Source organism: Erwinia sp. PsM31 (assembly GCF_030433775.1).
Lineage (GTDB): Bacteria > Pseudomonadota > Gammaproteobacteria > Enterobacterales > Enterobacteriaceae > Erwinia > Erwinia aeris.
Genome location: NZ_JARUWZ010000002.1, coordinates 259,817 through 280,008, shown reverse-complemented (window position 1 = coordinate 280,008; position 20,192 = coordinate 259,817). Strand labels below are relative to the sequence as shown.

Sequence of the window (20,192 nt, the reverse complement as noted above, 5' to 3'; positions counted from 1 at the left end):
ATAAATTATCGACAGAATCGGAGCGTAGAGAGAGTATGTTAAAGCGTTTATTTGTCACTGGCACCGATACAGAAGTGGGTAAAACAGTGGTCAGCCGCGCACTCTTGCAGACGCTGTCCGAAGGGGGGCGGCGGGTGGCTGGCTATAAGCCCGTCGCCAAAAGCAGCCAGCAAACCGATGAGGGGCCGCGCAACAAGGACGCGCTCGTGCTACAGGCTTCTTCTTCCGTTACGCTTCCTTATTCCGCCATTAATCCGCTGACCCTGCTGGATGATGAGATCAGCACCAGCCGCGATGCCGTTATCAACTACCAGAAGCTGAGCGAGAGCCTGCACGCGCTGTCAGCCCAGGTTGATTCCGTAGTCGTGGAAGGCACCGGCGGCTGGCACAGCCTGATGAACGATCTGCGTCCGCTTTCCGCCTGGGCGGTTGATGAGCGGCTGCCGGTAGTGATGGTGGTCGGCATCAAGCTGGGCTGCATCAGTCATGCGCTGCTGACGGCGCAGGCGATAGCCAACGACGGCCTGCCGCTGTTGGGCTGGGTCGCCAACCGCATTAATCCCGGTCTGGCGCATTATGCGGAAATTATCGACGTGCTGAGCCAAAAAATTCAGGCACCGCTGCTGGGCGAGCTGCCTTACCTGCCGAAACCGGAACAGCGTGAGCTGGCCCGCTATCTGGATTTGAGCGTGCTGCGTCAGCCATAGCAACTGCCGCCGTTCCCCTTACGTTTTCTTTTCTGCCTGCCGCTACAGCACCTGCTGTAGCGGTTTTTTTATCGCGCCAGCGCACAAACAGGAAACATCCGGCGCCAATCCAGGCCAGAATAAGAACGGACAACACTAAGGAGCGGTATGACTGAAACAGCACACACCGGGGTGAGCCATCGCCACTGGATACTGATCGCCGCGATGCTGGCGATGTTTATGGCGGCCATTGAGGTGACCATCGTCGCCACGGCCATGCCCACCATCGTGGCGGAGCTGGGCGGATTTTCACAATTTGGCTGGGTTTTTTCCGTTTATCTGCTGACTCAGGCGGTCAGCGTGCCCCTTTACGGCAGGCTTGCCGATCTGTGGGGAAGGAAACGCGTCTTCTTTATCGGCACGTCGTTGTTCCTTCTTGGCTCGGTACTGTGCGGTTTCGCGCCCGCCATGAGCTGGCTGATCCTGTTTCGCGCCGTCCAGGGGCTGGGCGCGGGCGCAATTATGCCGCTGACCGCGACTATTATCGCCGACGTCTACTCGCCAAAAGAGCGGGCGGGTATCCAGGGCTGGCTCTCCAGCGTCTGGGGCGTGGCGGCGGTGGTCGGGCCGCTGACCGGCGCCTGGATAGTGGCGCATTTCAGCTGGTCGCTGGTGTTCTGGGTTAACGTGCCGGTAGGGATCGTTTCGATGCTGATGCTGGCGCGCTGGTTTCCGGAATCGCGAGGTGAAACGCGACAGAGGCTTAACCTGGCGGGCAGCGGCTGGCTGATGCTGACGGTCAGCGCGCTGCTGACGGCGCTGCTGCAGGCACAGCTGCTCGGTAACTGGGCATTTGTGCTGTCTGGCGTCGCCATACTGTCGGCTTTTATGCTGGTACGGCATGAAAAAAGGGCGCCCGCGCCGCTGTTCCCGTTGGTGATATGGCGTAGCCGGACAATCGTGGCGGGCAACCTCGGCAACCTGATTATCGGCGCGGCAATGATGGGCATCAGCGCATTTTTGCCCACGTGGATCCAGGGCGTTAACGGCGGCACGCCGCTCCAGGCAGGCAGCGCGCTGGCGATGATGTCGATCGGCTGGCCGCTGGCCAGTACGCTCAGCGGCAGGCTGATGCTGCGCACCTCTTACCGTTTCACCGCCCAGCTTGGCTCGCTGCTGCTGATTGCCGGTACGGCGCTGCTGCTGACGCTGCACGTGGACAGCAGCATTAGCTACGCGGGGGTCGCCGCGTTCGTTATTGGCACCGGTATGGGCATGACCAGCACCACGTTCCTGATCGCCGTGCAAAACAGCGCGGAGTTTTCAGTACGCGGCATTTGTACCGCCTCGGTGATGTTCAGTCGCCTGCTGGGATCGGCGGCAGGCACGGCGGTCATGGGCGCGGTGCTCAACTATAACCTGGCGCAGCGGCTGCCGCAGCACGACGATCCGGTGCAGCAGATTATGGCGCAGGCGCAGAGAGAAGCTTTATCGCAAGGGAGTTTGCAGCATGTGATTGGCGAAGTGGCCAGCTCGCTGCACTGGGTGTTTGCCGTTTCATTGGTCATCGCCTTCGCCAGCCTGGCGGTGGCGCGATTTATCCCGGCGAAGAAACCGGAATAAAGAAAGGGCCGCGCAGGCGGCCCTTATCCATCAGGAAGAGGGGGCATCCTGAGAGGTCCCGGCGCTGGCCGGTACGGCTGCGTCGCTATCGCCGTTGCGTTCACGCTTGTAGACTATTTTTTGCGAATCGTTTTCACAATGGCCTACCACCTGACCGCCAGCCTGATCGGCCTGGTCGCTGGGCACCACGTCCAGCGTAAAGCCGGAAGCAGGCACGCCGTTATTGATAATTTTCTGATTAATGTCCGCTTTAACCGTCTCGCAGGAAGCCTGTACAGCCAGCGGAGCGGCGACCATCAACGCCGGTAACAGCCATTTTATCGCTTTCATCGTCCTTTCCTTTTGCCTGAAAATTACGCTAACTATAGCAGCTATCCGCTATCAGGGCGCGACGGGACGTCCGCTGCGGCGATCCAGGCAGCGCAATGTGCTCGGCTCCCAGTAGGCATTAACGTTCAGGCTCTGCTCACAGGCGTCGCGAGTATCAATGGCGCGGTCAGCCTTATCAAAATTCTTTTCCACGCGCTGATTCACTTTGCTGCGCAGACGATGGGTTTCATCCCACTGCTCTTTCTCCTGGCGGGCCTGCTCTTTAGTCAGCGAGCTGTCGCCGTCCTGAATGATCAGCCTGTCCGTTCTTGCTTCGGCGGTCTGCTGAAAAGAGGCCAGCGCGCCAAACAGAACCAGCGGCAGCGCAGCCCTGACCAGCGTAGATTGCCAGAAAGTCATCTTTTTCATCATCAATTCCTTATTCCTGTTTTACAGCCGCGCGGCTGCATCGAACGCCGCGAATAGTATATCATCTGCGCGCGCGGGCTAACCAGCCGACTTGCGCATCCGTTTAGCCTGTAGTGAGGAAACATGCTGCTGAAAACCGTCCTGCTTTTTTTTCTGACCGCGCTGGCCGAGATCGTCGGCTGTTTTCTGCCCTGGCTGTGGCTACGCAAGGGTGGCTCCGCCTGGCTGTTGCTGCCCGCGGCGGCCAGCCTGGGGCTGTTTGTCTGGCTGCTGACGCTGCATCCGGCGGCGAGCGGGCGCGTCTATGCGGCCTACGGCGGCGTATATGTGGCGACGGCGCTGCTGTGGCTGCGTTTTGTGGATGGCGTAAAGCTAAGTCATTACGACTGGGCGGGCGCGGCAATCGCCCTGGGCGGGATGCTGATTATCGTGGCCGGTTGGGGAAGAGGGTAGCAAATCAGAACAGGCCCGGCAGAAGGTAGCCGCCGGGCCAGATAGCACATTACGACTTATGCACTTTCAGCCCGGCCAGGGTTTGCGCGACCGGCATCATTTCCAGCGTGTTGATATTGACATGCTTCGGCAGCGTGGCAACCCACCAGACCGCTTCGGTCACGTCTTCGGCAGTCAGCGGCTCGGTGCCGTCGTAGACGCTATCGGCCTTAGCGTCATCGCCTTTAAAGCGCACGTTGGAAAACTCCGTGCCGCCCACCAGTCCCGGCTCAATATCGGTCACGCGCAGAGCGGTGCCGTGCAGATCGGTGCGCAGATTCAGGCTGAACTGCCGCACGAAGGCTTTAGTCGCGCCATAAACGTTGCCGCCCGCGTAAGGCCAACTGCCGGCAATCGATCCCAGATTGATAATATGGCCCACGTTGCGCTCAACCATCGCCGGCAGCACGGCGCGGGTCATATAGACCAGCCCTTTATTATTGGTGTCGATCATCGCTTCCCAATCGTCCAGGCTCGCTTTATGCGCGGGTTCGATGCCTAACGCCAGCCCGGCATTATTGACCAGCACGTCGATATTGCGCCATTCGGCGGGAAGCTGCTCCAGCGCCTCTTCAATGGCCGCACGGTTGCGGACGTCAAGCTGTAGCGTATAAAGGTTGTCGCCCAGCTCCTGTTTCAACGTTTGCAGACGCTCCTGACGACGGCCGGTGGCGATTACCTTGTGTCCTTCACGGATAAAGCGTCGGGTAATGCTTTCGCCGAATCCGGCAGTGGCACCCGTAACAAATACGATCATCTCACTGTTCCTCAACGCATTTTGGATTCTCAACACGATAACACTTCAGATCGATTCTGATAAGAAGGATTGGTTATGGTTGATAATACAGGCTGCACGATCGAGGTGCGTTCTGCGTAAAAACGCCAGAAAACGGTGCAATGGCACAGGGAAAAACTGCTCGCTGCGCAAGAAAAAAAGGCAGGCAATCGTTTGCTGATTGCTGCAATCGGTTGCGCATACGATTGCCTCGATTCATTCAGGGTTTCTTAATGCATCCATATTTAAGTAACTGATAAATAGCATATAAATTCCGATTATTAATGTGGCACAGCAATTGCAACTCTGAACGCAGGCCGTTCACTGATTGCCGAAGACTTGTTCAGAAGGAAGCGCTATGCCATCCATCACCGCCATTCGCGGCAGTTTTTTTGATATCACCGCACCGGTCAGCCAGCCTGAAGAACTGCCGGCCCACGCCCGCTACATTGAAGACGGCCTGCTGCTGCTGCGCGAAGGCGAAATTCTTTCGCTTCAGACGTGGGAAGCGGGGCAGCATCAGCTCGCCGCCGGGCAGCCGATAACCGACTACCGGGGTAAGCTTATTGTGCCGGGTTTTGTCGACAGCCATATTCACTATCCGCAAACGGAGATGATCGGCGCTTTCGGCGAGCAGCTGCTGGAGTGGCTGCAACAGTACACTTTCCCGGTAGAGAGCCAGTATCACTGTCCGCAGCACGCGGCGAAGATGTCGGCCTTTTTTCTGCACCAGCTGCTGAGTAACGGCACCACCACGGCGCTGGTTTTCGGCACCGTGCATCCGGAATCGGTGGATGCGCTGTTCAGCGCCGCCGAAGGGTTGGGAATGCGTCTGATCGCCGGGAAAGTCATGATGGATCGCCATGCGCCGGACTACCTGACCGAGACGCCCGAACAGAGCTACCGGCAAACCCGCGAGCTGATTGAGCGCTGGCACAATCGCGGGCGCCTGAGCTATGCGCTGACGCCGCGCTTTGCGCCAACCTCTTCGCCAGCGCTGCTGGAAAAGGTCAGGCAGCTGAAGGAAGCCTATCCGGATATCTGGCTGCACACCCACCTGAGCGAAAACCCGCAGGAAGTTGCCTGGGTCAACGCGCTTTTCCCCGAGCGCGACGGCTATCTGGACGTGTATCACCATTATCAGCTGACGGGCCGCCGCAGCGTCTTCGCGCACTGCATCCATCTGGAGGATAGCGAGTGGGACTGCCTGCATCAGACTGATTCGGCAGTCGCCTTCTGTCCTACTTCTAACCTGTTTCTCGGCAGCGGCCTGTTTAAGCTACAAACCTGCTGGCAAAAAAACGTCAGGCTGGGCATCGGTACGGATGTCGGCGCGGGCACCACTTTTAATATGCTGCAAACGCTGGGCGAAGCCTACAAGGTCGGGCAGCTACAGCAGTATAAAATGGCCGCCTGTGAGGCGTTCTACCACGCCACGCTCGGCGGCGCGCAGGCGCTGGATCTGCATCATAAGATCGGTAACTTCCAGCCCGGCAAAGAGGCGGACTTCGTGGTGCTCGATCCGGCCGTCTCGGCGCTGCAAAAGCTGCGCTGCGCCAACAGCCGCGATATCTGGGAGAAACTTTTTGTGCTGATGACGCTGGGCGACGATCGCAATATCGCCTGTACCTGGGTCAACGGCAAACTGGTCTGGCAGCCGCAGAGCGAGGAGAAAGCCGCATGATCCAGTTTTTACTGAACCAGACGCTGGTCACCGAGCAAAGTCTCGATCCTGAAACCACCGTACTGAACTATTTACGCCAGAACCAGCGCCGCTGCGGCACCAAAGAGGGCTGCGCTTCGGGCGACTGCGGTGCCTGTACGGTCACGTTGGGGCGCGTCGAGGCGGGCAAAATGGTGTATGAAACCGTCAACAGCTGCATCACCTTTGTCAGCAGCCTTCAGGGCAAACAGCTGATCGCCGTTGAGGATCTCCGCCAGGGCGACGAGCTGCACGAGGTGCAAAAAGCGCTGGCGACGTGCCACGCCTCGCAGTGCGGCTTTTGCACGCCGGGTTTTGCGATGTCGCTGTTTACGCTGCAAAAAAACAGTGAAGGCTGGCGGCGGCAAGAGGCGGAGCAGGCGCTGGCGGGCAACCTGTGCCGCTGCACCGGCTATCGGCCGATTATTGATGCGGCGCGTCAGGTCTGCGAACGGCCGCAGCCGGACAGCTTTGCGCAGCGCGAGGCGCAGACGGTGGCAAAACTGATGGCGATCCACAACGGCGAAGAGCAGGAGCTGGCGTTCAACGGCAACCGCTGCCTGCTGCCGAAAAGCCTCGATCGCCTGGCGGAACTGCTGCTGGCGCATCCGGAGGCGAAGCTGCTGGCGGGCGGCACGGATTTAGCGCTCCAGGTGACGCAAAGCTATAAACCGCTGCCTTTGGTTATCGCCCTGGATCAGATAGCAGCACTGAAAGCCTGTCGGGAAGAGGAGCAGGCGATTGTGCTGGGGGCGGGCGCTTCCCTTCAATCCTGCGCCACGCTGTTGCGGCCCCATATTCCTGCCTTCGCGCAGGTGCTGGAGCGTTTCGCTTCGTTGCAGATCCGCAATCGCGGCACGCTGGGTGGCAATATCGCCAACGGCTCGCCCATCGGCGATACCCCGCCGATGCTGCTGGCGCTCAACGCAACGCTGACGCTTCAGCGCGGCTCGCAAATCCGCACGCTGCCGCTGGATGAATTTTTCGTGGACTATCGCAAAACTGCGCTACGGCCCGGCGAATTTATCCTGTCAATCAGCGTGCCAAAAGTGACCGCGTCACAACATTTCCGCGCGTGGAAGGTGTCCAAGCGGCTGGAAGATGATATTTCCGCCGTTTTCGGTGCATTTATGCTGGAGCGCGACGCCGACGGCCGGGTAACCGCCGCGCGTATCGCCTTCGGCGGCATGGCGGCAACGCCAAAACGTGCCGTCCATTGCGAAAGCGCGCTGGTGGGCAAACCGCTGACGCAGCAGTCGCTGGCGCTGGCCTGCCGTGCGCTGGAGCAGGACTTTACGCCGCTGAGCGACTTCCGCGCCAGCGCGGCCTACCGGTTACAGATAGCGAAGAACCTGCTGCGTCGCTATCACGCTTCGCTTACGGAAGAGCTAACCCTGCTGGAGGTAACAGACTATGTCCAATAATCGTCCCTTAGTGGCGGCTGACGTTATCGCCCGGCAGTATCAGGCAGGCATTCAGAGCGGCGTCGGTAAAAGCAATAAGCACGAGAGCGCGGATAAGCACGTCTCCGGCGAGGCGATCTACATCGACGACAGGCTGGAGCTGCCGGGCATGCTGCATCTCTGTCCCCGCCTTAGCGAGCATGCGCACGCCCGCATCCTCAGCATAGATACCGATCCCTGCTACGCCATCCCCGGCGTGGTCAGCGTGCTGACCTGGCAAAGCGTGCCGGGCGAAGGGGATATCGGGCCGCTGGAGCCGGGCGATCCGCTGCTGGCAAAAGACGTCGTAGAGTATGCCGGACAGATCGTGCTGGCGGTGGCGGCGTCAAGCCCGCAGGCGGCCCGCCGGGCGGCGGAAGCGGCTATTATTGAGTACGAGCCGCTGACGCCGGTGCTGGACGTCAAAGAGGCGCTGGCGAAAGCGCATTTTGTGCAGCAGCCGCACGTGCACCAGCGGGGCGACGCGGAAGCCGCGCTCGCTCGCGCCAGCCATCGGCTTCAGGGCGAGTTCCACATCGGCGGCCAGGAGCATTTTTACCTGGAAACGCAGATTGCGCTGGTGGTGCCGGGCGAAGACCAGTCGCTCCAGGTTTTTTCCTCCACGCAAAATCCGACGGAAGTGCAGAAGCTGGTAGCGTCGGTGATGGGGATCACCATGAACAAGGTGACGATAGATATGCGGCGGATGGGCGGCGGCTTTGGCGGTAAAGAGACGCAGGCCGCCGGCGTCGCCTGCCTGTGCGCGGTAGCGGCGCGGCAGACGGGCAGACCGGTGAAAATGCGGCTGGCGCGACGTGACGATATGCACATAACCGGCAAGCGGCATCCCTTCTACGTGCGCTATGACGTAGGGGTGGATAACGATGGGCACTTCTGCGGCGTAAAAATCGATCTGGCCGGCAACTGCGGCTATTCGCTGGATCTCTCTGGTTCGATCGTCGATCGCGCCATGTTTCATGCCGACAACGCCTACTATCTTGGCGACGCGCTGATCACCGGCTATCGCTGCCGTACCAATACGGCGTCCAACACGGCCTATCGCGGCTTTGGCGGCCCGCAGGGCATGGTGGCGATTGAGCAGATCATGGATCATATCGCCCGCGAGCTGAACCTCGATCCGCTTGAGGTACGCAAACGCAATTATTACGGCAAAGAAACGCGTAACGTCACGCACTACCACCAGCAGGTGGAAGGCAATTTGCTGGAGGAGATGACCGCGCAGCTGGAGGCCAGCGCGGACTATGCGGCCCGCCGCCGCGAAATCACCGCCTTTAATCACGGCAGCGCTTATCTGAAACGTGGCCTGGCGCTGGCGCCGGTGAAGTTCGGCATCTCTTTTACCTCCAGCTTCCTTAATCAGGCGGGCGCGCTGATCCTGATCTACACCGACGGCACCGTACAGCTTAACCACGGCGGCACGGAAATGGGCCAGGGCCTTAATACCAAAGTTGCGCAGATCGTGGCGGAAGTGCTGCAAATCGACGTCGATCGCATCCAGATCACCGCAACGGATACCGGCAAAGTGCCTAATACCTCGCCGACGGCCGCCTCAAGCGGCACCGATCTTAACGGTAAGGCCGCCCAGAACGCGGCGCAGATCCTGCGCGACCGATTAACGGCTATGCTGTGCAGCCTGCATAACTGTAGCGCTGAGCAGGTCAGCTTCAGCAACGGCATCGTCAAGGCAGGCGAAAAACATTTCACCTTTGCGGACGTGGCGCAGCTGGCCTGGCTGAACCAGGTGCCGCTTGCCGCGACCGGCTACTACAAAGTGCCCGGCATTCATTACGATCGTGAAGCAGGGCGCGGCACGCCTTTTTACTACTACGCCTTTGGCGCGGCCTGCGTGGAGGTCATTGTCGATACGCTGACCGGCGAATATCGGCTGCTGCGGGCGGATATTCTGCATGACGTCGGCGCCTCGCTGAACCCGGCGATCGATATTGGCCAGGTTGAGGGCGGCTTCGTGCAGGGCGTGGGCTGGCTGACCAGCGAGGAGCTGGTGTGGAACGAGCAGGGCCGCCTGATGACCGACGGCCCCGCCAGCTACAAAATTCCGGCGATTGGCGACGTGCCTGCGGATCTGCGGGTTACGCTGGTGGAAAACCGTAAAAACCCCAAAGATACGGTGTTTCATTCCAAAGCGGTGGGCGAGCCGCCGTTTATGCTGGGGATTGCCGCCTGGTGCGCGCTCCAGGATGCCGTAGCCAGCGTTGGCGACTACCGTCAGCACCCGCTGCTGGATGCGCCCGCCACGCCGGAAAGGGTCTTCTGGGGGGCAGAAAAAATGAGGGAACATAATGCGACCTGACGACTGGATTAAAATACTGGCCTCGCTACACGAAAAGCGTGAGCCCTGCGTACTGCTGACGGTGCTGGAGGAAAAAGGCTCGGTGCCGCGCGACAGCGGCAGCAAAATGATTGTCACCGCCGGGCAATCTTTTCTGACCATCGGCGGCGGCCATCTGGAATATCAGTGCATCGCCCTTGCCAGAGAGATGCTGACGACGCGCAGCAGCGAACCGCGCAGCGAGCATTTCAACCTGGGCGCCCGGCTTGGGCAGTGCTGCGGCGGCATGACCTCCGTGCTGTTTGAGCCGTTGATCCAGCCGCAGCCGCAGATAGCGGTGTTTGGCGCAGGCCACGTAGGCCGGGCGCTGGTCACCATTCTGGCGACGCTGCCCTGTCATGTCTGTTGGGTAGACGAGCGTAAAGAGCAGTTCGTTCAGGTGCCGGAAGGGGTGACGATCTGCTGCCCGGAAGATCCGCGCGACGCGGTGAAACAGATGCCGCCGGAAAGCTATTACGTGGTGATGACCCACCATCATCCCACCGATCTGGCGCTCTGCGAGGCGATCCTGACGCGCGGCGACTATCGTTACTTCGGGGTGATTGGCTCGGCGACCAAACGTCAGCGGTTTGATTATCGGCTGGAGGGCAAGGGCTTCAGTCGCCAGCAGCTGGATACCCTGCGCTGCCCGATTGGCCTGCCTGACGTGAAAGGCAAGCTGCCCGCCGAGATTGCGGTAGCGGTAGCGGGTGAGATTATTGCCTGCTATGGGCAATAAAACGGCCAGCATGGCTGGCCGGGAAAAGGAGAAGCGCGTCAGGTCACGCGATAAAATCTGATTGACTGATTATTTGAGGTTATCAGGAAAATTTGCAGGCAGCTCGCTGGCCGCACAGTCAATCACGCTGTCGTTATCGGGTCCGCAGTCGCGGATAAACGTGATCGTCGCGAACTCATCGATAATTTCCGTTGGATAAGCCGGGCCGGCTTCGCGATAGCGTTCCATTTCCACAATATGCTCGTTCTGGAAACAAACGGTTTTTTGCGGGTCATTCATGACCCAGCGCGGGAAGAAGATGGTGCCGTGAAACAGGCGGTCGCCCAGGTTAGCTATCAGGCTGACGTCGGTGCCGGTCGGCTCCGTCCAGGAAATTTTATAGCTCTCCTCGCCGACACGCACGATATAAGCCCGCTGATCTTTCACCCAGCGGTTGCCGACCATGCCGCTGTGAATACGATAATCCAGCGTCTGCTCGTTCTTGACGTAAATTTCGTAATTCCAGCCGTTGTCGTAGGTATAAACCAGGTGTTTACCGATAAAGCCGCTCAGGTCATTTCGATCGAATTTCATCTTATCCTCCTGTGTTTTTTTTGACACTTTATCGGTTTATTTTCTGAATTAATAACGCTAATTTTAAGTCAAATTCATCTGATAATTAAATCAATCATGCATAAAACGACGCTGGAACAGTGGGCGCTGCTGGAGAAAGTGGTGGAGTCGGGCAGCTTTGCGAAAGCAGCGGAGGCGACCTGCCGCAGCCAGTCTTCGGTCAGCTACAACCTCGCGCTGCTGCAGGAAAGGCTGGGCGTGGCGCTGCTGCGGCCTGAAGGGCGGCGGACCGTACTGACGACGGCGGGCGAGCAGCTGCTGGCGCGGGTCAGACCCTTGCTGAAAGCGTTCTGGTATGTGGAAGCCCATGCCGCTCTGTTGACCACGGGCGTGCGGACGCGCCTGGATTTAGTGGTGGATGCCATTTTCCCGCGCGGGCGCCTGTTTACCATTCTGCGGCAGTTTCAGCAGCAGCATCCGCATACGCAGGTAAACCTTACCGAAGTGCTGGAAAGCAATGCGGCAGAAAGGCCGGAAGCGGACGTGATGGTGCTGACGCGTCGTCAGGATCTGACCGGTCGGGGAGAATGGCTGATGAATATTGATTTTGTCGCGGTGGCGCATCGCGATCATCCGTTGCACCAGCAGGCGGCACCGCTGAGCGGCGAGGATCTGGCGGCTTACCCGCTTATCCGCATCGCAGAGCGGGAACCCGACGGCCAGGACGACAGCCTCGATGCGGCCGAATGCTGGACTTTCTCCACCATTGATGCCGCGGCGGAGGCCGTGATCGCGCAGGTCGGCTACGGCTGGCTGCCGGAAGAGCGTATCGCCTCGCAGCTGGCTGCCGGCACGCTGAAAATTCTTCCCATGACGCACGGCGGCAGACGTGCTACACCCTTACATCTGATTGTTAAAGATTTATCATCGGACGATCGGCAAATCCAGACGCTGACCAGGCTGTTCAGCATGCCTGCCTGATGCCGCCCGTTTCGCCTATTCGGAGAGTCGATAAGGAGTCATGCCATGCCCACTAATCCGTTCAGCCAGCCCAGCCCGCTGCCGTTTCAGGCGCCGCCTTTCGATCGCATTACCGAAGCCGACTATCGTCCGGCGCTGGAAGAGGGAATGCGGCAAAAACGGGAAGAGGTAGAGCGCATCGCCAACAGCGCCGAGCCGCCGACCTTCGCCAATACTTATCAGGCGCTGGAGCAGTGCGGACTGATGCTCCGGCGCGTGGAGAGCGTGTTTAACGCCATGACGTCAGCCAACACCAGCGATCTGCTCCAGCAGCTTGACGAGGAGATGTCGCCACGGCTGACGGCGCTGGAGGATGATATCCGCCTAAACAGCCAGCTGTTTGCACGTCTCGACAGCGTTTACCAGCAGCGCCAGAGCCTGGGGCTGGACGACGAATCGCTGCGCCTGGTGGAAGTAACCTGGCAGGCGTTTCAGCTCGCCGGGGCCAGCCTCAGTGACGACACAAAAGCGCAGCTGAAGGTGCTGAATCAGCAGGCGGCCACGCTGACCACGCAGTTCACCAATAAGCTGCTGGCGGCGACCAAAGCGGGCGGGCTTGCCGTCAACGATGCGGCGGCGCTGGCAGGGTTAAGCGAGGCCGAACTGAGCGCCGCCGCCGCAGCGGCGCAGGAGAAAGGCCTGCAGCCGCAGTGGCTGCTGGTGCTGCAAAACACCACGCAGCAGCCGGCTCTGCAAAGCCTCAGCAACCGCGACACGCGGGAGGCGCTGTTTTCGGCTGCCTGGCAACGGGCTGAAAAGGGCGACGGCAACGATACCCGCGCGCCGATCGCTAATCTGGCCAGCATCCGCGCGCGTCAGGCGCAGCTGTTGGGGTTTGCCAGCTATGCCGACTGGAAGCTTCAGGATCAGACGGCCTCAACTCCCCAGGCCGCACTCGATTTTATGCGTGCCATCGTGCCTGCTGCCACCGCGCGTGCTAACCGCGAGGCGGCGGATATTCAGGCGGTGATTGACCAGCAGCAGGGCGGTTTCCGCCTTCAGCCCTGGGACTGGCTGTTCTATGCCGAACAGGTGCGCAAGGCGAATTACGATCTGGATGAAAACCAGATCAAACCTTACCTTGAGCTGAATAACGTACTGGAAAACGGCGTATTTTGGGCAGCCACCCAACTTTATGGCATTACCTTTAAGGCGCGCAGCGATATCCCGGTTTACCATCCCGACGTACGCGTCTATGAAATTCTGGACGTCGATGGCGAACCGATGGCGCTGTTCTATACCGACTATTTCAAGCGCGACAACAAGGGCGGCGGCGCGTGGATGGGTAATTTTGTTGAACAGTCCACGCTGCTCGGCACTAAGCCCGTTATTTATAACGTCTGCAACTATCCCAAACCGCCTGAAGGGCAGCCCGCGCTGCTCGCCTGGGACGACGTGATTACGCTGTTCCACGAGTTCGGCCACACGCTGCACGGTCTGTTCGCCGAACAGCGTTATCCCTCGCTTTCCGGTACCGCCACGCCCAGGGATTTCGTTGAGTTCCCCTCTCAGCTTAACGAACACTGGGCCAGCGATCCGCAGGTATTCAGCCATTTCGCCCGCCACTATCAAACCGGCGAGCCGATGCCCACGGCGCTGCATAAGAAAATCATCAACGCCAGCAAGTTCAATAAAGGCTACGACATGACCGAGCTGCTGGCCGCGGCGCTGCTGGATATGCACTGGCACAGCCTGGCCGCTGACCAGCAGGAGCAGGACGTCGCCACTTTTGAACAGCAGGCGCTGGAGGCCGAGCAAATCGCGCTCGCCGCCGTGCCGCCACGCTATCGCTCCAGCTATTTTCAGCATATCTGGGGCGGCGGCTATGCGGCAGGCTACTACGCCTATCTGTGGACGCAGATGCTGGCCGACGACGGTTTTGTCTGGTTCAGCGAGCACGGCGGCCTGACGCGGGAAAACGGCCAGCGGTTTCGCGACGCCGTTCTGTCGCGCGGCAACAGCGGGGATCTGAAAGCGCTGTATGCACAGTGGCGCGGCAGAGAGCCGGAAATCGAAGCCATGTTGATTAACCGGGGATTAAAAGAGGAAGGCTGACGGCGTCTTCAGCGCGACGGCAGTCACCGTCGCGCTGGCGTGAGTCAGGCGAAAGGCCCGCCCTGAATGGTGTCGCACATGCCCTGAAGAATGCGCTCGCCGGTTTCGCTTTGCAGTTCCCGATACCACTGCTCCGTGACGGCCATATCCTTGCCGTGTGTAACGTCGCAGCGTTTGCGGGCTTTCAATACCAGATCCTTCACGCGTCCGGCGCGCCGGGCCTGATAGCGCAGCAGCGCGTCTTCAATACCCATCGAATGCGTTTGCAGGCAGTTTGCCAGCACTACCGCATCTTCCATTGCCGCGCAGCCGCCCTGACCAATATCGGGCGTGGTGCTGTGCGCCGCATCGCCCAGCAATGCCACGCGGCCTTTTACCAGCTGAGGAAACGGTTCGATATCATGGATTTCCACACGGTTGGTGGTGGCCGGATCGATCTGCGCAATCAGCTTCTGCACCGGCGCGGCCCAGCCTTGAAAATAGCGCTGCAAATCGGCGCGCAGCGTGCTGCGATCTTCCGCCAGCCCCGGCGGCAGCGGCACGTCAAAGAAAAAGTAAAAGCGGTTGTTCGCCACCGGCATCAGCGAAACGCGCTTGCCTTCGCCGACAAAGGTCGTCCACTGCCGGGCTGGCGCGATGCTTTCGTCCAGCGCCACCAGCCCGTTCCAGTTAACATAGCCCGCGTAGCGCCGCGGCACGGTTTGTCCCAGCACGTAAGGACGGACGGCGGAGTGCGCGCCGTCGCAGGCAATCAGCAAATCGCCCTGCGCCTCGCTGCCGTCGGTAAAAAAGGCCGTCACGCCCCGATCGTGCTGTTCCACGCTCGCCACGCGTTTGCCGAACCGTACCCGGTCAAAGCCATAGTGTCCCAGCAGCATGGACTGTAATTCCGCGCGCGCGACCGGGTAAGGGCGCTCGCCGGACTCGGCAATCAGCGGCGCCAGGCTGAACTGCGTCAGAGGATTGCCCGTCCGCGCATCATGATAGGCCATGGTCTGCATCATGCCGCCCAGCGCCCGCAGCTGCTCTTTCATGCCCAGATAATTCAGGCACTTCACGCCGTTGGGCCAGATGGAGATGGCCGCGCCGACGGGCTTAATTTCTTTTACCGCTTCAAATACTGCGGTTTCGATACCAAAACGCTGCAGCGCAATGGCGGTGCACATGCCGCCGATCCCCGCGCCCATAATCAATGCTTTCATCTGTTTCTCCTTCAGGCTTCCCTGGAGGCTTTGCAACTTTTGTACCAGTTGCGCCGTCCGGTTCGCGCGGGGTGAAACAATCTGAACTATACAGGCGTTATGGCGACGGAGTGCGTCCAGTCCGCGCGCCTGGTGAAACGATCGTTTCGTTAAATTCCTGCTTCAGGCTGGCGCATTGCACCAGCATGGTGATCCATCAGTGAAACAAAAGTGACGGAAAGGCCGAAGTGTTGGCAAAGCGCTAAAGAATTTGCCACAGTGGCAAAAGACCTTTTTCAGGAGAAAGCAAGATGGCAACCATAGCCTGTCTGCATGCGGCAAGAAGCAACATAGTGCTGTTTGAAGAGGCGCTGCAAGCGTTGGATTATGATGAGGTTCAGCTGCTGCACTGCGTGCAAAGCGAGCTGTTAACTCAGGCGGCAGAAGCGGGCGAAGTGACTCCCGACATTGAGGCGGCCGTCAGCCATATCCTCGACGAGCTGTGCCAGCAGGCCGATGCGGTGATCGTCACCTGTACCACGCTGGGCGTGGTGGCACTGGATCCTAAACGTTTCAGCAAGCCTGTTATTCGCGTGGACGCGGCGCTGGCGAAGGCGGCCTCGCACTATCACGGCGCGGTGCTGGTGCTCTGCACCGCCCATTCTACGCTTGCGGCCACCACGCGGCTGTTCGAGGCGTTTATTCCCGGCAGCCGTCTGGCCGTAGAACTGATCCCGCGCGCCTGGGCCTTTTTCAACCAGGGGGATATGGATGGCTACCATCGTGAGATCGCGCACTATATTCGCGATCGCCACGAGTGTGCGCTGGGCTGTATCGTGCTGGCGCAAAGTTCGATGGCGGGCGCGGCAAAGCAGATCAATACCACGCTGGCGGTGCTGACCGGCCCGGAAACCAGCCTGCAGGCCGCGCTCGAAGCTATTCTTTAATTTTTAAGGCGTTAAAAAGAGCTAGAGCGCAGCGGCAAAGCGTTTTAAGGTGTAGCCCCACGCTTTGACAGGAAACCACTATGTTCGATTTAACGCTGTTTATTCTGCTGTTTCTGGCGGGGCTCAGCTACTTCAGCCACAACCTGACCGTCGCTATCGCTTTGCTGGTGCTGATCGTGGTGCGCATGACGCCGCTGAACGCGCTGTTCCCGTGGATTGAAAAGCAGGGCGTCACCGTCGGGATTGTGATCCTGACCATTGGCGTCATGGCACCCATTGCCAGCGGCGCGCTGCCGACCAGCACGCTGATGCACTCCTTTCTGAACTGGAAATCCCTGCTGGCGATCGCGGTAGGCATTTTCGTCTCCTGGGTAGGCGGGCGCGGCGTCAGCCTGATGGGATCGCAGCCTACTATCGTCGGCGGCCTGCTGATCGGCACGATTATCGGCGTGTCGCTGTTTCGCGGCGTGCCGGTCGGGCCGCTGATCGCCGCCGGGCTGGTTTCGCTGTTTATCGGTAAAATGTAGCCGTCCGCAGAAAGCGTTCTCTGCTATGATGACGCTCTTTTTTTTCGCCAGGAGAAACCGGTGAGCAAGCAGGACAAGCGCAGCAAGCGCGCCAAACTCAAAGCCAAACAGGCCAACAACGCCCGCGCGCGTGGCAAACAGCTGGATGCGGTCGGCCGCAGCAGCTACGTCGCCACACCCGAAATGATCGAGCTGTTCGCCAGCCTGCCGCCGCTGGACGAGCAGGGCGATATGCCTTTTGTCGGCAACGTTTACCGCTGGTGTGACGAGGAATATGGCTTTGACGGCGACAGTGCGGAAAACGAGATGTTGCAGGTTGCCGCGCTTTGCGTGCTCTATATCCACTGGCGCACCAGCGAAGGCGCGACCTCGCTGAACCAGAACGAGATGATTGAAGCGGCTATCCGCCTGAGCGAAGAAAACGAAGCCTTTAAAACGCATTATCAGGCGGCGCGCACGCTTATAGTAAAATAGCGCTAACGGGCGTTCCGGATGAGGAAACCCGCATAACTGTCCGCGCTTTCCAATGCATTTCCGCCCGGTCGATATCAGCGGCAACGCCGACGCAAAGACGGAAACCATTGCTTTAGCGCTGGTGGAGAAATATCTGACGCCATAACCAGGGAGCAGGCAAGATGTTAATAAAAAGGGGTTCAGGCTGGCTTGGGGCGATGCTGGTGCTGCTTATGGCAGGCTGTAGCCATAAGTCTGAGGTCAAATCGCTGGTCACGCCTTATGTGCCGCCCACGCCCGTACTAAAGCCTCAGCCTGTGCGCGGCGTCTGGCTGGCAACGGTGAACCACCTCGACTGGCCGCCGCCTGCTTCTCTAACGCTTGCCGATCCCGAACTGCGCATCGCGCGACAGCAGCAGGCGCTCGTTCAGCGGCTGGATAAGTATGTGGCGTTGGGCATCAATACGGTCTTTTTCCAGGTGAAGCCTGACGGCACCGCGCTTTATCGCTCCGCGATTTTGCCCTGGTCTGCCGAGCTGACCGGGGCAATCGGCCAGCATCCCGGTTACGATCCGCTGCAGTTTTTGCTCACCGAGGCGCATAAAAGAGGCCTCAAGGTACACGCGTGGCTTAATCCTTACCGGATCACGATGAACACTTCGCCAGCCACGGTCAGTGCGCTGCAAAAAACGCTGCGTCAGTCACCGGCCAGCGTTTTCGTGCTGCATCGCGACTGGGTGCGCGTCGCCAGCGATCGCTACGTGCTGGATCCGGGACTGCCGCAGGTTCGCCAGTGGATCAACAGCGTGGTCGCCGAGCTGGTAAAAAACTATGCGATCGATGGCGTGCAGTTCGATGACTATTTCTATTATGAAACGCCCTCGTCGCCGCTGGATGACAGCCGCAGCTGGCAGCAATACGGCGCAGGCTTTGCTGATAAGGCCAGCTGGCGGCGCAACAATACGCTGCTGCTGGTTAAAGAGGTGGCGGCGACGATCAAGTCCCTGAAGCCGGAGGTGGCGTTCGGCATCAGTCCGGCAGGCGTCTGGCGCAATGCGGACAAAGACGAGCGCGGTTCCGATACACGCGGCGCCGAGGCTTACGATCAGGCCTTTGCCGATACCCGACTGTGGGTTAAAGAAGGGCTGCTAGATTATATTGCGCCCCAGCTTTACTGGCCGTTCGAGCGGAAAATCGTGCGTTATCCCACGCTGGCGAAATGGTGGGCTGACGTGGTCGGCAGCGGCCCCGTCAAACTCTATATCGGCGTGGCGCTGTATAAAGTGGGCAAGCCTACGGCTACCGAGCCGCAGTGGGGCGAAGAGCAGGGCGTGGCCGAGCTGAAAAGGCAGATTGAGCTCAACGAGACGCAGCCCGGCGTGGCCGGAACCATTCTGTTTCGCGACGCTTTTCTTGACGAGCCGCAAACGCAGCAGGCGGTGAACTACCTGCGCAGCCGCTGGGGTAAGCAGTAAAAAGAAACGCCGCCCATAAGAGGCGGCGTTCTGTTTTTGCAGGCTGCCTAGCCCGGATAAATGCCGCGATCTTTCCTTGCCATCAAAATACGCTCACAGGCAACGATATAGGCAGCGGTACGCAGGCTGCACTCTTTTTCCCGCGCTTTGTCCCAGATATGGATCATCGCTTCGGACATAATTTTGTCCATTCGCTCATTGATCTCGCTCTCGCTCCAGAAGAAGCTGGCCATATCCTGCACCCACTCGAAGTAGCTGACCGTTACGCCGCCCGCGTTACAGATAACGTCCGGCACTACGGTAATGCCGCGCGACGCCAGCATATCGTCTGCGTCCGGGTAGGTTGGGCCGTTAGCGCCTTCCAGGATCAGCTTGCAGCTCAGTTTTTCCGCGCGCTCACGGGTGATTTGTCCTTCCAGCGCCGCCGGGATCAGAATATCCATCGGCAGCTGCCAGAACGCTTCCGCGTCAATCGTCTGCGCGCCGCTGAACCCGGCGATATTTTTATGCGTCGCCTGCCAGTCGGTCAGCGCGGTCAGATCGATGCCTTCGGCATTGTAAAGCGTGGCGGAGTGATCCTGAACGGCCACCACCCGCGCGCCAGCGGCGACAAACAGTCGAGCCGCTTCGCTGCCGACGTTGCCGAAGCCCTGAACGGCAAGGCGCGCGCCGTCCGTTTCGATATTCAGGCGACGGGCGACTTCACGACCGGTAACAAATACGCCCCGACCGGTGGCTTTTTCACGGCCCAGCGATCCGCCGAGATGCACCGGCTTGCCGGTCACCACGCCGGTAATGGTGGTGCCCTGATTCATGGAATAGGTATCCATCATCCAGGCCATCACTTTGGCATTGGTGCCCACGTCCGGCGCCGGAATATCCTTTTGCGGGCCGATCACCAGGCCGATTTCGCTGGTGTAGCGACGGGTCAGTCGCTCCAGTTCGCCTTCGGAAAGCTTAAAGGGATCGACGCGGATGCCGCCTTTGGCGCCGCCGTAAGGCAGGTTCACCGCGGCGCACTTGATGGTCATCCAGGCGGAAAGCGCCATGACCTCATTTAAGTCGACGTTGGGATGATAGCGAACGCCGCCCTTGCCCGGCCCGCGCGACAGATTGTGCTGCACGCGAAAGCCTTCAAAGTGACGAATGGAGCCATCGTCCATCTGAAGAGGAATATCCACGATCAGCGCGCGTTTAGGATGGCGTAGCGTATCGACCCAGCGACTCAGCTCGCCCAGGTAGGGCGCGACGCGATCGATCTGCTGCAGGTAGGTGGACCAGGCGGTGTTGGGGCTTTCTGACGCGTAAGATAGCTTATCCATAACAATGCTTTCCTGACAGTTATAAATGCTACGAAATGATGAGGGAGCCAGTGCTTCTGACCTGAACGCGGCATAATCTAACATTAATGAGTTGTTTTTAATTCATTAAATTA

The 20,192-nt window shown here is 59.5% G+C and carries 19 protein-coding genes; 13 read left to right on the top strand and 6 right to left on the bottom strand.

What is annotated here, in order from left to right; genetic code table 11:
* Positions 1–35: 35 nt before the first annotated feature.
* Together bioD and QCD69_RS02815 are read left to right on the top strand one after the other, a co-directional pair.
* Positions 36–707, top strand: coding sequence for a dethiobiotin synthase (gene bioD, locus QCD69_RS02820; protein WP_253454340.1), 672 nt, complete (start codon positions 36–38; stop codon positions 705–707).
* 147 nt (positions 708–854) lie between these two features.
* A complete protein-coding gene (locus tag QCD69_RS02815; RefSeq protein WP_301250951.1) occupies positions 855–2,309 on the top strand; it encodes an MDR family MFS transporter in 1,455 nt (484 codons plus the stop codon).
* Positions 2,310–2,339: 30 nt separating this feature from the next.
* On the opposite strand, the gene QCD69_RS02810 is transcribed toward QCD69_RS02815, so the two are convergent.
* Positions 2,340–2,639, bottom strand: a complete 300-nt coding sequence (locus QCD69_RS02810) for a DUF1161 domain-containing protein (protein WP_253454338.1) — start codon at positions 2,637–2,639, stop codon at positions 2,340–2,342.
* Positions 2,640–2,690: 51 nt separating this feature from the next.
* Positions 2,691–3,038: a DUF1283 family protein gene (locus tag QCD69_RS02805; RefSeq protein WP_253460987.1), complete on the bottom strand. Its 348-nt coding sequence runs from the start codon at positions 3,036–3,038 to the stop codon at positions 2,691–2,693.
* Positions 3,039–3,170: 132 nt separating this feature from the next.
* Between QCD69_RS02805 and QCD69_RS02800 the strand changes: the two genes are divergently transcribed.
* The gene (locus QCD69_RS02800; RefSeq protein WP_301250949.1) at positions 3,171–3,500 is read left to right on the top strand and encodes a YnfA family protein; all 330 of its coding nucleotides are present in this window, start codon (positions 3,171–3,173) and stop codon (positions 3,498–3,500) included.
* Between the two features lie 49 nt (positions 3,501–3,549).
* Here the strand turns inward: QCD69_RS02800 and ydfG are convergent, their stop codons facing one another.
* A complete protein-coding gene (ydfG, locus tag QCD69_RS02795) occupies positions 3,550–4,296 on the bottom strand; it encodes a bifunctional NADP-dependent 3-hydroxy acid dehydrogenase/3-hydroxypropionate dehydrogenase YdfG (RefSeq protein ID WP_301250948.1) in 747 nt (248 codons plus the stop codon).
* A gap of 376 nt (positions 4,297–4,672) precedes the next feature.
* On the opposite strand from ydfG, the gene guaD reads away from it, so the two are divergent.
* From guaD to xdhC, 4 genes are read left to right on the top strand one after another with little or no spacing between them, the layout of a single operon-like run.
* Positions 4,673–5,998: a guanine deaminase gene (gene guaD, locus QCD69_RS02790; protein WP_301250947.1), complete on the top strand. Its 1,326-nt coding sequence runs from the start codon at positions 4,673–4,675 to the stop codon at positions 5,996–5,998.
* Positions 5,995–7,440 carry a xanthine dehydrogenase small subunit gene (gene xdhA, locus QCD69_RS02785; protein ID WP_301250946.1) on the top strand — a complete coding sequence of 482 codons (1,446 nt, stop codon included), beginning with the start codon at positions 5,995–5,997 and terminating at the stop codon, positions 7,438–7,440. The genes guaD and xdhA overlap by 4 nt, the downstream gene beginning before the upstream one ends.
* Complete coding sequence (gene xdhB, locus QCD69_RS02780; protein WP_301250945.1) at positions 7,430–9,790, top strand: xanthine dehydrogenase molybdopterin binding subunit; 2,361 nt, start codon at positions 7,430–7,432, stop codon at positions 9,788–9,790. Before xdhA ends, xdhB begins: the two co-directional genes overlap by 11 nt.
* A complete protein-coding gene (gene xdhC / locus QCD69_RS02775) occupies positions 9,780–10,547 on the top strand; it encodes a xanthine dehydrogenase accessory protein XdhC (RefSeq protein WP_125290082.1) in 768 nt (255 codons plus the stop codon). The genes xdhB and xdhC overlap by 11 nt, the downstream gene beginning before the upstream one ends.
* 69 nt (positions 10,548–10,616) lie before the next feature.
* On the opposite strand, the gene QCD69_RS02770 is transcribed toward xdhC, so the two are convergent.
* Positions 10,617–11,120: a phenolic acid decarboxylase gene (locus tag QCD69_RS02770; RefSeq protein WP_301250944.1), complete on the bottom strand. Its 504-nt coding sequence runs from the start codon at positions 11,118–11,120 to the stop codon at positions 10,617–10,619.
* A 96-nt stretch (positions 11,121–11,216) separates the two neighbouring features.
* Here QCD69_RS02770 and QCD69_RS02765 point away from each other — a divergent pair, with 96 nt between their 5' ends.
* Together QCD69_RS02765 and dcp are read left to right on the top strand one after the other, a co-directional pair.
* Positions 11,217–12,080, top strand: a complete 864-nt coding sequence (locus QCD69_RS02765) for a LysR family transcriptional regulator (protein WP_301250942.1) — start codon at positions 11,217–11,219, stop codon at positions 12,078–12,080.
* Between the two features lie 45 nt (positions 12,081–12,125).
* A complete protein-coding gene (gene dcp / locus QCD69_RS02760; RefSeq protein WP_253454332.1) occupies positions 12,126–14,174 on the top strand; it encodes a peptidyl-dipeptidase Dcp in 2,049 nt (682 codons plus the stop codon).
* Between the two features lie 44 nt (positions 14,175–14,218).
* On the opposite strand, the gene hpxO is transcribed toward dcp, so the two are convergent.
* A complete protein-coding gene (gene hpxO, locus QCD69_RS02755) occupies positions 14,219–15,376 on the bottom strand; it encodes an FAD-dependent urate hydroxylase HpxO (RefSeq protein ID WP_253454331.1) in 1,158 nt (385 codons plus the stop codon).
* A 290-nt stretch (positions 15,377–15,666) separates the two neighbouring features.
* On the opposite strand from hpxO, the gene QCD69_RS02750 reads away from it, so the two are divergent.
* The 4 genes from QCD69_RS02750 to QCD69_RS02735 all read left to right on the top strand — a co-directional run bounded on the left by QCD69_RS02750 (position 15,667) and on the right by QCD69_RS02735 (position 18,757).
* A complete protein-coding gene (locus QCD69_RS02750; protein WP_301250941.1) occupies positions 15,667–16,302 on the top strand; it encodes an aspartate/glutamate racemase family protein in 636 nt (211 codons plus the stop codon).
* Between the two features lie 80 nt (positions 16,303–16,382).
* On the top strand, positions 16,383–16,829 hold the full coding sequence (locus QCD69_RS02745; RefSeq protein ID WP_125290076.1) for a DUF441 domain-containing protein: 447 nt from the start codon (positions 16,383–16,385) through the stop codon (positions 16,827–16,829).
* Between the two features lie 60 nt (positions 16,830–16,889).
* Entirely contained in the window at positions 16,890–17,303 is a 414-nt protein-coding gene (locus tag QCD69_RS02740) for a hypothetical protein (protein ID WP_301250939.1), read from the top strand.
* A 161-nt stretch (positions 17,304–17,464) separates the two neighbouring features.
* A complete protein-coding gene (locus QCD69_RS02735) occupies positions 17,465–18,757 on the top strand; it encodes a glycoside hydrolase family 10 protein (RefSeq protein ID WP_301250938.1) in 1,293 nt (430 codons plus the stop codon).
* 47 nt (positions 18,758–18,804) lie between these two features.
* On the opposite strand, the gene QCD69_RS02730 is transcribed toward QCD69_RS02735, so the two are convergent.
* Complete coding sequence (locus QCD69_RS02730; protein WP_253454327.1) at positions 18,805–20,079, bottom strand: Glu/Leu/Phe/Val family dehydrogenase; 1,275 nt, start codon at positions 20,077–20,079, stop codon at positions 18,805–18,807.
* Between the last annotated feature and the right edge of the window lie 113 nt (positions 20,080–20,192).

What these genes read in the sequence shown, in the direction of transcription:
- bioD (WP_253454340.1), top strand. Translation starts at nt 36, where the DNA reads ATGTTAAAGCGTTTATTTGTCACTGGCACCGATACAGAAGTGGGTAAA.
- QCD69_RS02815 (WP_301250951.1), top strand. Translation starts at nt 855, where the DNA reads ATGACTGAAACAGCACACACCGGGGTGAGCCATCGCCACTGGATACTG.
- QCD69_RS02810 (WP_253454338.1), bottom strand. Translation starts at nt 2,639, where the DNA reads ATGAAAGCGATAAAATGGCTGTTACCGGCGTTGATGGTCGCCGCTCCG.
- QCD69_RS02805 (WP_253460987.1), bottom strand. Translation starts at nt 3,038, where the DNA reads ATGACTTTCTGGCAATCTACGCTGGTCAGGGCTGCGCTGCCGCTGGTT.
- QCD69_RS02800 (WP_301250949.1), top strand. Translation starts at nt 3,171, where the DNA reads ATGCTGCTGAAAACCGTCCTGCTTTTTTTTCTGACCGCGCTGGCCGAG.
- ydfG (WP_301250948.1), bottom strand. Translation starts at nt 4,296, where the DNA reads ATGATCGTATTTGTTACGGGTGCCACTGCCGGATTCGGCGAAAGCATT.
- guaD (WP_301250947.1), top strand. Translation starts at nt 4,673, where the DNA reads ATGCCATCCATCACCGCCATTCGCGGCAGTTTTTTTGATATCACCGCA.
- xdhA (WP_301250946.1), top strand. Translation starts at nt 5,995, where the DNA reads ATGATCCAGTTTTTACTGAACCAGACGCTGGTCACCGAGCAAAGTCTC.
- xdhB (WP_301250945.1), top strand. Translation starts at nt 7,430, where the DNA reads ATGTCCAATAATCGTCCCTTAGTGGCGGCTGACGTTATCGCCCGGCAG.
- xdhC (WP_125290082.1), top strand. Translation starts at nt 9,780, where the DNA reads ATGCGACCTGACGACTGGATTAAAATACTGGCCTCGCTACACGAAAAG.
- QCD69_RS02770 (WP_301250944.1), bottom strand. Translation starts at nt 11,120, where the DNA reads ATGAAATTCGATCGAAATGACCTGAGCGGCTTTATCGGTAAACACCTG.
- QCD69_RS02765 (WP_301250942.1), top strand. Translation starts at nt 11,217, where the DNA reads ATGCATAAAACGACGCTGGAACAGTGGGCGCTGCTGGAGAAAGTGGTG.
- dcp (WP_253454332.1), top strand. Translation starts at nt 12,126, where the DNA reads ATGCCCACTAATCCGTTCAGCCAGCCCAGCCCGCTGCCGTTTCAGGCG.
- hpxO (WP_253454331.1), bottom strand. Translation starts at nt 15,376, where the DNA reads ATGAAAGCATTGATTATGGGCGCGGGGATCGGCGGCATGTGCACCGCC.
- QCD69_RS02750 (WP_301250941.1), top strand. Translation starts at nt 15,667, where the DNA reads ATGGCAACCATAGCCTGTCTGCATGCGGCAAGAAGCAACATAGTGCTG.
- QCD69_RS02745 (WP_125290076.1), top strand. Translation starts at nt 16,383, where the DNA reads ATGTTCGATTTAACGCTGTTTATTCTGCTGTTTCTGGCGGGGCTCAGC.
- QCD69_RS02735 (WP_301250938.1), top strand. Translation starts at nt 17,465, where the DNA reads ATGTTAATAAAAAGGGGTTCAGGCTGGCTTGGGGCGATGCTGGTGCTG.
- QCD69_RS02730 (WP_253454327.1), bottom strand. Translation starts at nt 20,079, where the DNA reads ATGGATAAGCTATCTTACGCGTCAGAAAGCCCCAACACCGCCTGGTCC.